Genomic DNA, 13,739 nt, shown 5'->3' with positions numbered 1-13,739 from the left:
ACTCAGGTGGGTGTTTCGCGCGGTGCGCGGAGGAATTCGCCGACGGCCTCGGCCTGGCGCGGTAGCGGGTGTCCCGCTTCGGGCAGCGCTATGACGGTGGCGTGCGGTACCGCTCGAGCACGTCGTCGTCGGGTCTGCGCGGAGCTGAACACGCGGTCTCGCTGTCCGACGACGGCCAGCACGGGCATGGTCAACCGGCGCAGCACGGAATCCTCCAAGACCGGCGGTTTTTCCGTCCTCGGCCGGAAATGCCGTTGGACCAGCCTATAGATTGAACGCTAAGAGCTCGCGGCCAGGGTGTGTCACCCGCCCGGCGGGTCCGACGTACTCGATCATCGGTATCGCCGGGGCGCTGCGGTGCGGTGTGCTGGGAGCCGGGTGATTCTATGGATCGTCGCATCGACCGTCGCACCGAGCTCCACGACGTGGCCCGCCAGCTGGCACGGTACCACCACCGCGCCACCGACCCGGTCGTCGATGTCGAGGCCTGGCTGGCCGACCACGAGCACCGGCGCATCCTCGACGTGCTGCTGGTCGTTTGGGACCGCGCCGACGCGCGGCTGCTGCGGTACTTCCGCCCGGATGCCGACGTGTGTGTGGCCGGGCATCTCGTGTCGTGGGCACGGCGCCGCGCCCACGATGCTGCCCGTCCCGACGCGATCCCCGAACAAGGCCCCGGCGCACCGGGGGAAGAGGCTTGAGCAACATTCGTTCCGAATCGTGTGCCGGAGGACTTGAGTGTCGGTAGCTATCGCGGACAAGCCGGCGGAGTCACCGAGGTTCCTCGGTCGCGCTGACGCCGTCGGGCGGCATCGGCCGGCTCATCTGCACCTGATGCGGCTCGGCGAGCCGCGCTGGTATGAGCAAACTCGCCTTTCGCGGCGTGCTCCGTGCCGGCCCTGCCCTCGCCGAGGAGTACGCAACGCCTGAAAGCTCAAGCTGCCCGTGCACATCGCCACGATCGTGGGACCTGTACGAACGCCAAGCAGGCCTTCGTCCGCCGTGTGCTCGAGCGGAACTCGTAACCGGCCCATCCGCCCGGATAGGGGATCCCCGGCTGAGACGGCTGTAAGCTGTAGAAGTCAGCTTCCTGTGCCGCGCTGAGTTCGGGTCCGTTGCTGAGTCGGTACCGGATGAGTGACGTCTCTGCGGGGAGAGGAGCAGAGATGGCGACGTTCGTCCTGATCCCCGGTGCCGGCGGTGCCGGGGAGGTGTATTGGCGCGAGGCCGCGGCCGAGCTCGAAGCGCGGGGGCATGCCGCGATCCCGGTCGAGGTCGAGGGCGACGACCCGGCGCTGGGCCTGCGCGAGTACGCGCTCATCACCGACCAGGCGATCGGCGACCACCGTGATGTCGTGCTCGTCGCACAGTCGATGGGCGCTTTCATCGTGCCGATGATCGGCGAAAGCGATGCCATCGACCGCATAGTGCTGCTCAATGCGATGATTCCGATTCCCGGCGAGTCGCCGGGGGAGTGGTTCGAGGCCACCGGCTCGGGCGAGGCTCGCCGAGCTGCCGACGAAGCGGCCGGACGGTCGGACGAGTTCAACCTCGAGAACGTCTTCCTGCACGACATCCCCGACGACATGAAGGCCGACATGGCCGAGGGCGATCGCGAACCGGCCGAGACACCGTTCGGACAGCCGTGCACCTTCGAGGCGTGGCCGGATGTCCCGATCCACGTCCTGGTCGGCGCTGACGACCGCCTGTTCCCGGCCCAGTTCCAGGTGCGGGTCGCCCGCGATCGGCTCGGCGTCGAGGCCGACGTGATGCCCGGAGGGCACATGGCGGCCAAGAGTCGTCCGGTCGAACTCGCCGAGCGACTGATCGCATACCTGGACGTCGGCACATCGTCGGACGAGCTCAGTACGGCCGAGGTCGGCTTCGACCTCGCCGACGCCGCGGCCGAGATGCGCCGGGTCGTGGTGGGTGTGCGCGACGACCAACTCGACGCGCCGACGCCGTGTGCCGACTGGACCGTACGTGATCTCGCCGTCCATGTGCGCGGGCTGACCAAGGCGTTCACACACACCGCGCGCCACGAGCACCCAGGCGAGCCGCCACCCGACGGTGCGAACCTGCCCGACAACTGGCGTGAGCAGCTCACTCGCGACCTCGACACGCTCGTCGCGGCCTGGCGAGAGCCGTCGGCATGGCGGGGCGAGGCCGAGGCCGGCGGTTTCACCATGCCGTCGACCGAGCTCGCGACCGTCGTGCTCGACGAACTCGTCCTGCACGGTTGGGACCTCGCCCGCGCCACCGGTCAGAGTTTCACCGCGACCGACCACGACGTCGCGATCTGCACGCGCTTCGCCGCCGCGATGTCCACACCCGACACGATCGACAGTCGCGAGGGACTGTACGGGCCGATCGTCGACACCGGCACCGACCCGGCACCGCTCGATGCCCTGCTCGGACTTGCCGGCCGCGATCCCGGCCGACCATCGTGATCCAGGGGGCTGAAGAAGAGCCGGGAAGGATTGAACGTTATCGCTGGTCACCGAGCTGGCTCAGTCTTCGGCGGAAACTGGCCAAGTGCTCACTTCCGAGGCTGTGAACAGCTGCGATGCTCATTAACGTTCAATGCTGTGCCTCGTCGTCGAATCGTGCGCGTGCGCGCTGGACGGCGGGCATGTTGACGGTACTCCAGTGCAGGAGTGCCTCGATGAGTTCTTCGAGGGTCTCGCCCAGCGAGGTGATCCGGTATTCGACGGCGATCGGACGCGAGCTGATGATCACACGTTCGACCATTCCGTTGCGTTCGAGGCGTCGCAGTGTCGCGGTGAGCGACTTCTGCGTCACAGCGGGGATCGCGTGGCGTAGCTCGTTGAAACGTGATGCTCCTTCGCACAGTGTTTCGAGTACCTGGAGCGACCATTTGTCGAGCACTTGCTCGATCAGCTCGCGATGCACCGCCGTGAGCTGCGGGGTTTAGGTCACGATACCTGGTTTCGTTGAAGTTACCTGAAGATACCAAGTACACATGAGATACCCGCTACGGACAAGCCGAGGAGATCTCTCATGACCGTGCTGCTTCGAAGCCCCGAAGGAATGACGCGGCCCGTGCCGTACCACCACGTCGCGATCGGCACGGGAACCCGCCAGATCCACGTCGCCGGCCAGATCGCCCGCGATGTCGAGGCGAACCCCATCGCACCCGGGGACCTCACCGGACAGCTCGCGCAGGCGCTGCGAAATACCGCGCTCGGCTTGAACGATGCCGGAGCGAGCTTTTCCGACGTCGTGCGCCTGAGGTTCTACGTGACGGGCTGGAGCCCCGAGAAGATGGACGACTTCCTCGCGGGCATCGAGCGTGTCAGGGACGAACTCAGGTTGCCGGATCCGTTACCACCGTCCTCGCTCATCGGAATCGACTACCTGTTCGAACCCGACGTGCTCGTCGAGGTCGAAGCGACCGCGGTCCTCGACTGACCCCGACGCGAAACGGACCCTTCGTTCCCGTTGGACCGGGGCCTGTTCAACGGTTGCCCGCGACGTAACGGCGACCGTGCGGTGTGCTCGGCAGAAAGGAACAAACAAAGCGTGAATGTCTTCATCACCGGCATGACCGGTGGTGTCGGCGGTTTGCTCACGCGGAAGCTGCTTTCTCGCGGTGTCAACGTCGGCGGGCTCGTACGCCGGGATGACAAGCGGTCCGAGTTGAGCGCGGACATCGCGCTCTCCCGCGGTGAGCTGGATTGGCTGATCCTTCGCCCCTCGCTCCTGCTCGATGAGCCGGGGAGCGGAACCGTCTCGCTCGGCCCGGCGGAATTTCACGGTCAAATAGCTCGTGAGGACGTCGCCGAGACTCTCGCGGAGCTGCTTCACGAGCCGCGCATCGGGCGGCGGATCCTCGAACTCGACACCGGTTCCACACCGATCCCCGATGCCGTCCGAGCCAACGTTCGCGAGCGCTGAGATGCCGCGACGCCGCGGTTGACGAGTTCACGGTGGCGAGCGCGCTCCTGATGAGGTTCCCGCCTTCCTGGCACGGTGCGACAACATGTACAGGAACAACCGCGGCGGATAGCGTCTCCTCCCCGGGGACGCTCCGGAATCCCAGGGGAGGAGAAATCTCATGAGGGCACGGGCACGTACCACCTGGCTGGTTACCGGGGTCGCCGTCGTCGGAGTCGCGCTGATCGTGGCGCTCTTCACGGTTCCCGAGTTCCTTGCCTCGGGCGATGAGAACAGGGAAACGATCTCGCACCGCGTCCAGCCGCGGCACACCGAGCGGAACAGCGAGCACACCACCAGCGAGTACTGGACCGAAGAACGCATGCGCGAGGCGGAGCCGGCAGGGCCGGTCGCGATCAGCCCGGTCCCGTACGGCGAATTGGCCGTGAGCGCCGGGATCCTCGTCGTCGTGGGAACGACGATCGTGTGGCTGCTGCGGCGACAGCGGCGGGGTTGATTTTCGGTCCGTCGGGCAGCCCACCCATGTGTGCCGACCGGTAGGCACCCCGACAATCGCCGCCGGCGCTCCTGCTCCGCGCATCCCGCGCGGTGAGGCGCCGTGATAAGTAATCGTATACTGCACTTTCAGTGCCAAAAGAAATAAACATGACCAAAAGGACAAAAAGCACCAAGTTGCCAGGACGGACGAATCATCTCCTATACTCCGTCGAGAGGGGAGTACTTCCTCGCGTTGGCCCGGTCAGTACGGACATCAACACGGTGTCCCCGGGAAGCGGCCCCGCCCAGGGGTGAAGGAGACCTCGAACGACGTTGTTCGGGAGGTCTCGAATGTCGGATACCCCCCTGATGGTCGCCGCGACCCCGCAGTCGGTGGGCACGCCGTGGTTGTGGGCGATCAGTATCGGCGTGCTGCTGGTTCTGTTGATCGCCGATTTCGCGGTCACGCACCGCCCGCACGAGGTGGCGATGCGCGAGGCGGTCGGCTGGTCGGTGTTCTACCTGGCGCTGCCGCTGGTGTTCGGACTCGGACTGTGGTGGTGGTTCGGCACCGATCAGGCCCTGGAGTTCTTCGCCGGATTCGTGGTGGAGAAATCCCTGTCGGTGGACAACCTCTTCGTGTTCATGCTGCTGCTGACCGCTTTCGCCGTTCCCACGGCACTGGTGCAACGTGTGCTGCTGTACGGCATCGTGGGAGCGCTGGTGCTGCGGGGCGTGTTCATCGCGATGGGAGCCGCGCTGCTGCAGGCGGGAACCTGGGCTTTTCTGGTGTTCGGGGCGATTCTGTTCGTGACGGCGGTGAAGATTCTGCGTGAGGCGCTCGGCGGTGAGTCCGTCGAACGCGACGTGTCGCAGATGCGTTCGGTGCGGTTGCTGCGCCGGTTGATGCCCGTCACGGAGGAGTACCACGGAGCGAGCCTGACCGTGCGGCAGGCGGGCCGTCGTGCGTTGACACCGATGGCCGTCGTTGTGGTGGCGGTGTTCGCCACCGACGTGGTCTTCGCCGTGGATTCCGTGCCCGCCGTGTACGGCATCACCGAGGACCCCTACCTGGTGTTCACCACCAACGCGTTCGCGCTGCTGGGGCTGCGGGCGTTGTATTTCGTGCTGAGTTCGGTGCTGAGTAAACTGGTGTATCTCAACCACGGACTGGCGCTGATCCTGGCGTTCATCGGTGTGAAGCTGATGCTGCACTGGGCGCACGGGATCTGGCCCGCCGTTCCCGAGATCGCCACTCCGGTCTCGCTGTCGGTGATCGTGCTGATTCTCGTGGTGGTGACGGTGGCCAGCCTGCGGGCCAGGAGCCGCGTCGTGGATGAGGCCAGTCACGGGAGGTGACTATGCCCATCTGGGTTCTCGTCGAGATCGGCGTCACGATTTTCGTGGTCGTGACGCTGCTGATCAGTTGCGCGGTGCTGCTGTCGGCACGACCGCCGCGGTCCTCGCGCGATTCCGGCTTCTCGCGCCATCGAGGAGGAAGACCGTTGTTCCCGCGCGGACCGCGTGCGGGATGAGTCGACGTGCCGGGAGTGCCTTCGCGCTCGAGGGCGCGCCCGGCACGTGCCCCCGGGCCCGTTGCACAGCGGGACGACCGGTCAGTCGGCGAGCTGCCAGTTCTCGGTCATCATGCTCGCCGCGCACACGCCTACATCGAGCATGTGGCTTGCGGTGGCTCCGCATCCCGAGGAAGGGGCCACCGGCTGTCCGTGGCTCATGCCGGTGATGGTGTAGCTCCGCACGACGGTAGTCCCTGCGGTGTTTTCATACGTGGAGTAGGGGTAACCGCCGATCGATCCGCTGCTGTCGGCGATCGCGTCGGTACCGTGCACGTTGGCCCACTGCTCGATCAGTTCGCGTTGATTGGCCACGGCCACGGTGTAGTCAGCATCGCCGTGCCAGACGTCCAGTCCGGGCCAGGGACCGGAGTGCGAACTCGCCGCTCGCACGAGATCGCCCCACGACTCGGGACTGTCGTTCTTACCCGGATACATGCAGGTGTAGGCGTCGAGTAACGAGGTGGCGCACCCGTACGGCAGACCGGCGACCACGCCTCCCGCCTCGTACTGTTCCGGGTAGGCCGCGAGCATCGCAGCGGTCATCGCCCCACCCGCCGACAACCCGGTGGCGTAGACCTTGCCCGGATCGCTGCCGACACTGTCGAGCATGTGCCTGCGCATTTGAGCGATGGATTCGGCCTCGCCGGAGCCTCGGGTCGTGTCTGCTCCCTGGAACCAGTTGAAGCAGTGGTTGAAGTTGTTGGTGCTCGACTGCTCCGGCAGCAGCAGTGCGAAACGGTGCTTTTCTGCCGTTTCCACCCAACCGCTCCGGGTGCCGTAGTCCGTGGCGTTCTGGGTGCATCCGTGCATGGCCACCACCAGTGGGCGGTCCGCGGCCAGTCCGTCGGGGGCATAGCGATACATCCGCAGATTTCCCGGATTGCTGCCGAAATTAATCACTTCTTCGATCGTTGCCGCTCGGGCGGTTTTCGCCGTGAACGGTATCGCCAGCAATGACAACACCGCGACCAGGGTCGCGAGTGCCCGAAATCTGATCTTCGTTTTTGTCGTCCGCATGGATGAACCTTTCCCTGGACAGTGTCGTCGGGTTCGATCGCGACACCTGACGGGATGCTAGAGAGAGCCGTTCGATTCGTGCCATGTTCTGTGAGGACACATCGCGTTCATCCAGAATGTGGGGATCGGATCGTTCTTTCGTGGTGACGAGGTTTCCGCGGCCGCACGAATTGAGCCCGCGAGCGGGCTTAGGGTTTTCGCGTGAACAATTACGGTGCCGGTTTCCGGCTGGCCCCGTGGCCCGCTCGCGGATGCTGGTCGTCACGGGACGCTCGAGGGCACGGATCCGGTGGGGTCAGGCGAGTCACGGCTCCACGTGCGGGAGGTCTTCGCTGATGCCGATGGCGCGCATGGTGTGGGCCAGGTGCTCGCGCAGTCTGCGTTTGGCCAGTGAGGTGTCCCCGTGGTGCAGCGCGGTGGCCAGGCTGTTGTGCTGCTCGGTGACTGCCGCGCGCCGGGATGATTCGTGGGTGCGGGCGGTGGATGTGATGCGCAGTTGGCGATCGCGGAGTGCGCTGTAGAGGTCGGTGACCACGGGGCTGTCGGCGGCGGTGACCAGCTGTGCGTGGAAGTCGCGGTCGGCCTCGTGCATCTCGGAGTCGGAGAGTTCACCGGGGTCGCAGGCGGGGTGGTCGAGCAGTCGTCGTCCGACCGCGACGAGGTGTTGCTCGCCGAGGGCGGCGAGTTTGTCGATCGCGAAGCTTTCCAGGGCGAGACGGGCTTCCAGCAGTGAATGTGCTTCGGCCGGGGTGATCGGTACGACCAGGGCGCCCCGCTTGGGGTACAGCCGCAGGAATCCCTCGCTCTGCAGCCGTAGGAAGGCTTCCCGCACGGGGGTGCGGGACATGCCCAGTGTTCGGGCGATCTCCCCTTCGGACAGCAGATGTCCGTCTGGGTGGCTGCCGTCCAGGAGTCCTGCTCTGACGTGCCGGTAGGCGCGGTCCGTGGCGGGTTGCCGCTGCCGGTCGCCGGAGGTGGGCGGGGCCGTCTCCGAGGGTGTTGTGTTCGACACGGTGTCATTCTACTTCCACCCGGCTTGTATCTAAGATGCATACAAGTTTGGAGGTGGGTGTGCGCGTCACGATCGGCACTTCGGAATCCTCGCTCACCGAGCCTGTCCCGACGGCGACGTCACGACGGGCCTGGCTCGTGTGGTCGGTGGCGGCGGCGTGTTACTTCGTGGCGCTGTTTCACCGGGCGAGCCTGGCGGTGGCCGCCGATGCGGCGCTGGATCGGTTCTCGGCCGGTCCTGCCGCGTTGTCCGTTCTCTCGGCGCTGCAGCTGGGGATCTACCTGGCGTTGCAGATTCCGGCGGGTGTCCTGGCCGACCGGATCGGTCCGCGACGACTGATCACCGGGGCCACGTTGGCGTTGGCCGTGGGCTCGGCGGTGTTCGCGGTCAGCGCGTCCCTGGTGGGCGGGTTGGCGGGACGTGCGTTGATCGGTCTCGGTGACGCGTTCCTGTTCACCAACGTCCTGCGGCTGGCCGCGCGGTGGTTCCCGGCCGAGAGGTTCGGAAGGATCGCGGCGCTGACCGGGTTGGTCGGCGGTGTGGGCCAGTTGGCGGCCACCGCTCCGCTCGCCACCTCGCTGCGTGTGCTGGGGTGGCTGGGCACGTTTCTGGGGGCGGCCGGGTTGACCGCGGTGCTGGCGGTGTCGGCCTGGGTGATGGTGCGGGACCGGCCCCAGGTGGTGGGGTCCGGTGATGCCGTCGGCCGGCCGACGTCGGCTCGGGAGGTCGAGCCGGTGCGGGCGGCGCTGCGGGCTGTGGTGACCACGCCCGGCACGTGGCACTCGTTCTGGGTGCACTTCGTGATGATGGGGCAGTTCGTGGCGGTGACGGTGCTGTGGGGGCCGCCGTGGTTGATGCGGGCGCAGGGCTACGGTGCCGCGGCGGCGGGGAACTGGGTGTTGCTGTGTGTGGCGGGGTTCCTGGTGGGGGCTTGGGCGTGTGGGCAGTTCGTGGCGGGGCGGCCGGCACGTCGGGAGCGGTTCGTGCTGGTGTTGTCGTTGCTGTTGGCCGTGGTGTGGCTGACCGTGATCGGCTGGCCCGGCGTGCTGCCCGCCGCGTTGTTGGCGGTGTTGCTGGTGCTGATCGGAATCGGTGGTGGGGCGGCGATGCTGGCTTTCGACGGGGCCAGAACGGTCAACGCGGCACACCGGTCGGGGCTGGCGGTGGGTACCGCGAACATGGGTGGCTTCACCGCCGCTGTGCTGATCCAGCTCGCCGTTGGCGGGGTGCTGCGGATGACCGAGGGACTGGCGGCGGGCCCGTCCTACCGGTTGGCCTACGTGCCGGTGTTGCTGGTGATCGTGGTGGGCGCGCTCGGCCAGCTCCGGCAGTCGCGGCGCGCCCGTGGGATTGACCGGGGGTGAGTTCGGTTTCAGGGCACGCGTCCGACTCCGACGTAGCCGTACCGGCAGCTTTGCTGTTCCTCGCTCAAGGCTTGTTGGGCGGGACTCCAGTCGGGGTAGTGCACGAGTCCGGGTGGGACCAGCTCGGTTCCGGAGAACCAGCCCGCGACTTCGTCGTGGCTGCGCAGCACGAGTTGTTCGTCGGCGTGTTCGTAGGAGGCCACGACCTGGTCGATCTCGGCCTGCAGGTCGGCGGGCAGGTTGTCGTCACTGGCTTGTGAGATCGCCAGGTAGCTGCCGGAGCTGAGTCGCTGGCGGTAGGTGGCGATGATGTCACCGGGCCGGTCCTGCGGGCCGATGAACAGCAGGACACCGACGATGAGCAGCCCGACGGGGCGGGAGAAGTCCAGCAGTTCGCGGGTTTCCGGGTGTTCGAGGACGGACCGGGGGTCGCGCAGGTCGGCGTTGAGGATCGTGACGTTGGGGTTGTCGGCCAGTTCGGCGCGGGAGGTGTTGTAGGCGATCGTTTCGTAGTCGACGTAGACCACTCGCGCTCGCTGGTTGTGTTGTGCCGCGATTTCGTGGACGTTTCCCACGGTGGGGATGCCCGAGCCGAGATCGAGGAACTGGTCGATTCCCTGCGCGGCCATGTAGTGCACGGCGCACCGCAGGAAAGAGCGGTTGAGTTGCGCTCCCAGTGACCATCGGGGCGCTGATTTCTTGATGCGTTCTGCCAGTTGCCGGTCGGCTTCGGTGTTGTGGTTGCCGCCGAGGAACACGTCGTAGAGCCTGGCTGAGTTCGGGCGGTCCCCGTTGAGTTCCGCTGTCTTCTCGTCCATGGGGTGCTCGCGTTCGGTGTCGGGTGATCTTGTCGGCCACACTCTACGTGCGCCGGCGGTTACTGCCCAGTTCTCGACAGTGATGACGGTGGTGGGGTCGGTGGTCCGGGATGGTTGCCCGTTGCGTGGGTGAGGACCGTGCGAACCAGAGCGCACGGCGTGTTCGGAGTAATCGGCGGGGAAGATCGGGCACTGGGGCAGGGGACAGGTCCGGCCTAGCCTGATTGGGAAAGCGTTTTCTTTCCCGACAGGAAAAGGTAAGAGCTTTGTTGACAGGTATTTCGTCCCGAATTCGGAAGAGTCTGTACCTGGCGACGTTGTCCACGATGACGGTGCTGGGAATGGTGGTGGCGGTTCCGTACGGACACGCCGAAGTGCCCGTGCCGGATGCGCGGGGCGAGCAGGCCGTTGATGCCACGATCACTGTCGAGGGCACGATGGATGGTGGTCTGACCCGGTACTACGGCGAGGGAGAACTCGGCGGTGGTGGCCAGGACGAGGGGCAGCCACCGATCTTCGAGCTCGCTGACGGGGCCACGCTGCAAAACGTCATCATCGGCGCCCCGGCCGCCGACGGGATCCACTGCGAGGGTTCCTGCGCCCTGCGCAACGTGTGGTGGGAGGACGTCGGCGAGGACGCCGCGACGTTCGACGCCGACGACGCCTCCGCCACGATGACCGTGCAGGGCGGCGGTGCCCAGTACGCCGAGGACAAGGTGTTTCAGGCCAACGGCGCGGGAACCATGACGATCAGTGATTTCCAGGTCGAGGACTTCGGCAAGCTGTACCGTTCCTGCGGCAACTGCAGCGACCAGTTCGACCGCCACGTGGTCATCGACAATGTGACCGCCACCGCTCCCGGCGACACGCTGGCCGGTGTCAATATCAACTACGGTGACACCGCCGAGTTCTCCGATATCACGATCGTCGGTGACTCCGAGATGGGAATCTGCTCCTGGTACGAGGGCACCGAGGACTCCGGCGAGCCCGAAGAGGTCGGCGGCGGTCCAGGGGCGAACTGCCTCTACGACCAGTCCGACATCACATTCGAATGATCCGTCGCCACTGCCGGACCCCGACAGTGACGAGGTAGTCCGTCCCGCGTCAGCGATCTCGGGCGCGGGACGTGCTCTCGTTCCCGAATCGAAACGCCCCTCACGATGCGGCCACGCCTCAGGGCAGGTTGTTCCGGTCCGGCTGCTCAGCCCGATCGGTCCAGGAGGCGCTGTCACGCGGTTTCCCGCCGGTGCTCGTGAAGCGGCGGTGGAACGAGCCGGACGCGGAGGCGGCGTAGGCACTGGCGAGTATCAGGGCGCAGCCGAGCAGCTGTGGGAGCGTCGGCCGTTCGCCGAGGACGAGAGCACCCAGGAGGAGAGCACCGACCGGGGTCAGCATGAGCAGAGCCGAGCTGACCGTGCTGCTCAGCCGTGAGGTCGCCAGGGCGACCAACAGCCAGCCGCCGACCTGGCCGCACACGGCGGTCAGGGCCAGCCACCCCAACGCCCCCCAGCCGGGCGTAACGGTGACGCCCCGCCACAGTACTCCACCGATAACCGAGACAGCGGCTGCCGAGATGAGCACGCCACAGTAGGACCGGAGCACTCCCTCGGTGCGCCCGCCGCGGCGCAGCAGGAACAGGAATCCCGAGTAGCACAACGCGGCGAGGACGGCGTGAACCGTTCCTCGTGCCGGAGCGTCGCCGGATACTCCGGTGCCGAGGATCCCGCCGGTGAGCACGATGCCCGTGGCCATGCAGCCAACGATGACCGGGAAGGAGCGGCCCAGCCGCTCGCGGTCGACGAGTGAGCTCAGCAGTGGAACGATGATCACCTGCGTGTTGACCAGCACCGCGGTCACCCCGGCTCCGACCTCGAGGATCGCCTGCGTCCACAACATCGCGTCCGCGGCGAAGAACGTTCCTGCCGCTGCCGCGGCGGCGCAGTTCCGCCACGACAACCCACCCGTCCGGCGTCGTTCGCCGCGGGCCAGCGGCCACAGCAACGGCAACGCGAGCGCGCACCGGAAGAACGTGGCAGTGCCCGGTGAGGTACCGGACAGGTGGATGAAAATCCCGGATGTGGCGATGCCGAGCGCGCCCAGAGCGACCGCGGGATGGGGTCGTGCACGAGCCGCTCGCGAGAGGATCATGCCGGCATCGCGGTCCATGTCCCGACACGATGGTCGTTCGCCGTGTGGTCGAGCAATTCGTTTTCGGGCTGTCGTATCGCGCTCGGTGCGCCGCGCCTGTGTCCCGGGCGGAGTGCCGGTGGGTGCTTCAAAGTCGGTCGAGGACGGGCACGGCGTGGTCGAGGGCGTCGCCGCGGACGACCCAGCGGGTGATGCCCCACCGGTGCCGGGCGGTGTGGAGCTGCTCGATGATTTCGTCGGTGGTGCCGATCCAGAGGTAGGGCACGGCCAGGATGTCCTCGATCGGCGTGTCGAGCTGTTCGGCGAGGGGCGCGGCAGCGGCGTGACGGTCGTCGGTGATCACGACCTGCTGCACGAGCGCCTCCACGGTGGGTGGGTTCGTGCCAGCGGCCCGTGCGCCGTGGTGGATCTGCTCGACGTGTGCGTCCACGCGTGGGGGTGACCAGGACACGGTGTGGGAGTGCCCGTCGGACAGGGTGCGGCCCAGTCCGGACAGCCCGACGGCGTCGGCGTGCGCCCCGCCCCAGCGCAGCAGGCCCGGGTTGGCGCCGCCGACCAGCAGCGGTACTCGTTGTTGGATCGGGCGGGGTGCCTGCAGGGACACGTCGCGCAGCGCCGCGAGGTCGGCGGCGGGAACGGTGGAGCCGTCGAGCAGTTGGCGTACGGCCGTGGCCACCGTGCTCAGCCTGCGCACTCGCGCGGCCGGTGAGGGGCGGGTGTGTCCGGTCATTTCCCATTCGGCGGGGGTGTGTCCGGCTCCGAGGCCGATTTCGGCGCGACCGTCGGAGATCACGTCCAGGGTGGCCGCGTCGGCGGCGATCAGCAGCGGGTCCCGCACGCCGGTGTTGAGGACGTAGGTGCCCACTCGCAGTGTCGAGGTGGCGGCTGCCGCCGCGGCCAGGGCCACGAACGGTGAGGCGCCGACGCCTGGGTGGTCGGCTGCCAGCAGCGCTCGAACACCCAGGTTTTCGCAGCGGCGTGCCAGCTGTGTCCACGTGGCTGGCTGGTCCGGTGTGGCCTGTACCGAGATCTCGATCTGTTCGTCCGTCACCGGCACACCGTGTCACGGCTGTGGGGCGGTGTGGCACCGATCGGTGTTGCGCGGAGAGCGAATCCGTGTGTTCAGGGCCGTTCGGTTGCGGGTGTCGGTGGTGCTCGGCCGGCCCTGGCGAGTTGTGGCGGTTGGCCGACGGGGGGTGGTGTGCGTGATGGTTGGGCTGTCGCGTCCGGTTGTGGAGCGTTGTGTGACGGGGCGTGGGGTTGGTGGTCACGCTCGGTTTTTTCGTCGGGTTCGAGTGCCCTTCGTGGTTAGGGCCTCGGTGACCGAGGGGGTAGCATTGTCAACAATCGGCGTCTTGAGTTGTGATGGTCGGGCGCCGTTGTGCGTGCCGGTTCGGGTGCGCACACG

16 protein-coding genes are annotated in these 13,739 nt (G+C 66.9%); 9 read left to right on the top strand and 7 right to left on the bottom strand.

Annotated features, from left to right (window positions below; all coding sequences use genetic code 11):
• Window positions 1-2 precede the first annotated feature (2 nt).
• Complete coding sequence (locus BM150_RS24115) at window positions 3-218, bottom strand: alpha/beta fold hydrolase (protein ID WP_092926764.1); 216 nt, start codon at window positions 216-218, stop codon at window positions 3-5.
• Window positions 219-386: 168 nt separating this feature from the next.
• Between BM150_RS24115 and BM150_RS11135 the strand changes: the two genes are divergently transcribed.
• Together BM150_RS11135 and BM150_RS24485 are read left to right on the top strand one after the other, a co-directional pair.
• Entirely contained in the window at window positions 387-701 is a 315-nt protein-coding gene (locus tag BM150_RS11135; RefSeq protein ID WP_092926762.1) for a hypothetical protein, read from the top strand.
• A gap of 465 nt (window positions 702-1,166) precedes the next feature.
• Entirely contained in the window at window positions 1,167-2,450 is a 1,284-nt protein-coding gene (locus BM150_RS24485; RefSeq protein ID WP_217641563.1) for a TIGR03086 family metal-binding protein, read from the top strand.
• 130 nt (window positions 2,451-2,580) lie between these two features.
• Here BM150_RS24485 and BM150_RS11125 read toward each other — a convergent pair whose 3' ends face one another.
• Window positions 2,581-2,913 carry a winged helix-turn-helix transcriptional regulator gene (locus BM150_RS11125; RefSeq protein ID WP_092926760.1) on the bottom strand — a complete coding sequence of 111 codons (333 nt, stop codon included), beginning with the start codon at window positions 2,911-2,913 and terminating at the stop codon, window positions 2,581-2,583.
• Window positions 2,914-3,021: 108 nt separating this feature from the next.
• Here BM150_RS11125 and BM150_RS11120 point away from each other — a divergent pair, with 108 nt between their 5' ends.
• The 5 genes from BM150_RS11120 (at window position 3,022) to BM150_RS24105 (ending at window position 5,930) form a co-directional block, all read left to right on the top strand.
• Complete coding sequence (locus tag BM150_RS11120; RefSeq protein WP_092926758.1) at window positions 3,022-3,432, top strand: RidA family protein; 411 nt, start codon at window positions 3,022-3,024, stop codon at window positions 3,430-3,432.
• Between the two features lie 111 nt (window positions 3,433-3,543).
• Window positions 3,544-3,918: an NAD(P)H-binding protein gene (locus BM150_RS11115; RefSeq protein WP_217641560.1), complete on the top strand. Its 375-nt coding sequence runs from the start codon at window positions 3,544-3,546 to the stop codon at window positions 3,916-3,918.
• A gap of 160 nt (window positions 3,919-4,078) precedes the next feature.
• The gene (locus BM150_RS11110; protein ID WP_092926756.1) at window positions 4,079-4,414 is read left to right on the top strand and encodes a hypothetical protein; all 336 of its coding nucleotides are present in this window, start codon (window positions 4,079-4,081) and stop codon (window positions 4,412-4,414) included.
• A gap of 332 nt (window positions 4,415-4,746) precedes the next feature.
• Window positions 4,747-5,754, top strand: a complete 1,008-nt coding sequence (locus tag BM150_RS11105) for a TerC/Alx family metal homeostasis membrane protein (protein WP_092926754.1) — start codon at window positions 4,747-4,749, stop codon at window positions 5,752-5,754.
• Window positions 5,755-5,756: 2 nt separating this feature from the next.
• On the top strand, window positions 5,757-5,930 hold the full coding sequence (locus tag BM150_RS24105; RefSeq protein ID WP_175496779.1) for a hypothetical protein: 174 nt from the start codon (window positions 5,757-5,759) through the stop codon (window positions 5,928-5,930).
• 81 nt (window positions 5,931-6,011) lie between these two features.
• Here BM150_RS24105 and BM150_RS11100 read toward each other — a convergent pair whose 3' ends face one another.
• Complete coding sequence (locus BM150_RS11100; protein WP_092926752.1) at window positions 6,012-6,989, bottom strand: extracellular catalytic domain type 1 short-chain-length polyhydroxyalkanoate depolymerase; 978 nt, start codon at window positions 6,987-6,989, stop codon at window positions 6,012-6,014.
• A gap of 304 nt (window positions 6,990-7,293) precedes the next feature.
• Window positions 7,294-8,001: a GntR family transcriptional regulator gene (locus tag BM150_RS11095; protein WP_092926750.1), complete on the bottom strand. Its 708-nt coding sequence runs from the start codon at window positions 7,999-8,001 to the stop codon at window positions 7,294-7,296.
• Between the two features lie 59 nt (window positions 8,002-8,060).
• Between BM150_RS11095 and BM150_RS11090 the strand changes: the two genes are divergently transcribed.
• Window positions 8,061-9,365, top strand: a complete 1,305-nt coding sequence (locus BM150_RS11090) for an MFS transporter (RefSeq protein ID WP_245755429.1) — start codon at window positions 8,061-8,063, stop codon at window positions 9,363-9,365.
• 8 nt (window positions 9,366-9,373) lie between these two features.
• Here BM150_RS11090 and BM150_RS11085 read toward each other — a convergent pair whose 3' ends face one another.
• The gene (locus BM150_RS11085) at window positions 9,374-10,183 is read right to left on the bottom strand and encodes an SAM-dependent methyltransferase (protein WP_092926746.1); all 810 of its coding nucleotides are present in this window, start codon (window positions 10,181-10,183) and stop codon (window positions 9,374-9,376) included.
• Window positions 10,184-10,509: 326 nt separating this feature from the next.
• Here BM150_RS11085 and BM150_RS11080 point away from each other — a divergent pair, with 326 nt between their 5' ends.
• Window positions 10,510-11,238: a pectate lyase gene (locus tag BM150_RS11080; protein WP_175496784.1), complete on the top strand. Its 729-nt coding sequence runs from the start codon at window positions 10,510-10,512 to the stop codon at window positions 11,236-11,238.
• Between the two features lie 118 nt (window positions 11,239-11,356).
• On the opposite strand, the gene BM150_RS11075 is transcribed toward BM150_RS11080, so the two are convergent.
• Entirely contained in the window at window positions 11,357-12,349 is a 993-nt protein-coding gene (locus BM150_RS11075) for a DMT family transporter (protein ID WP_245755427.1), read from the bottom strand.
• A gap of 109 nt (window positions 12,350-12,458) precedes the next feature.
• A complete protein-coding gene (locus BM150_RS11070) occupies window positions 12,459-13,382 on the bottom strand; it encodes an LLM class flavin-dependent oxidoreductase (protein WP_217641559.1) in 924 nt (307 codons plus the stop codon).
• Window positions 13,383-13,739 lie beyond the last annotated feature (357 nt).

The sequence above is a fragment of the Actinopolyspora alba genome (genome assembly GCF_900112765.1).
In the GTDB taxonomy this organism is placed as follows: domain Bacteria; phylum Actinomycetota; class Actinomycetes; order Mycobacteriales; family Pseudonocardiaceae; genus Actinopolyspora; species Actinopolyspora alba.
The sequence above is the reverse complement of the archived record's forward strand: the minus strand, read 5'-3'. Positions and strand labels throughout refer to the sequence as shown.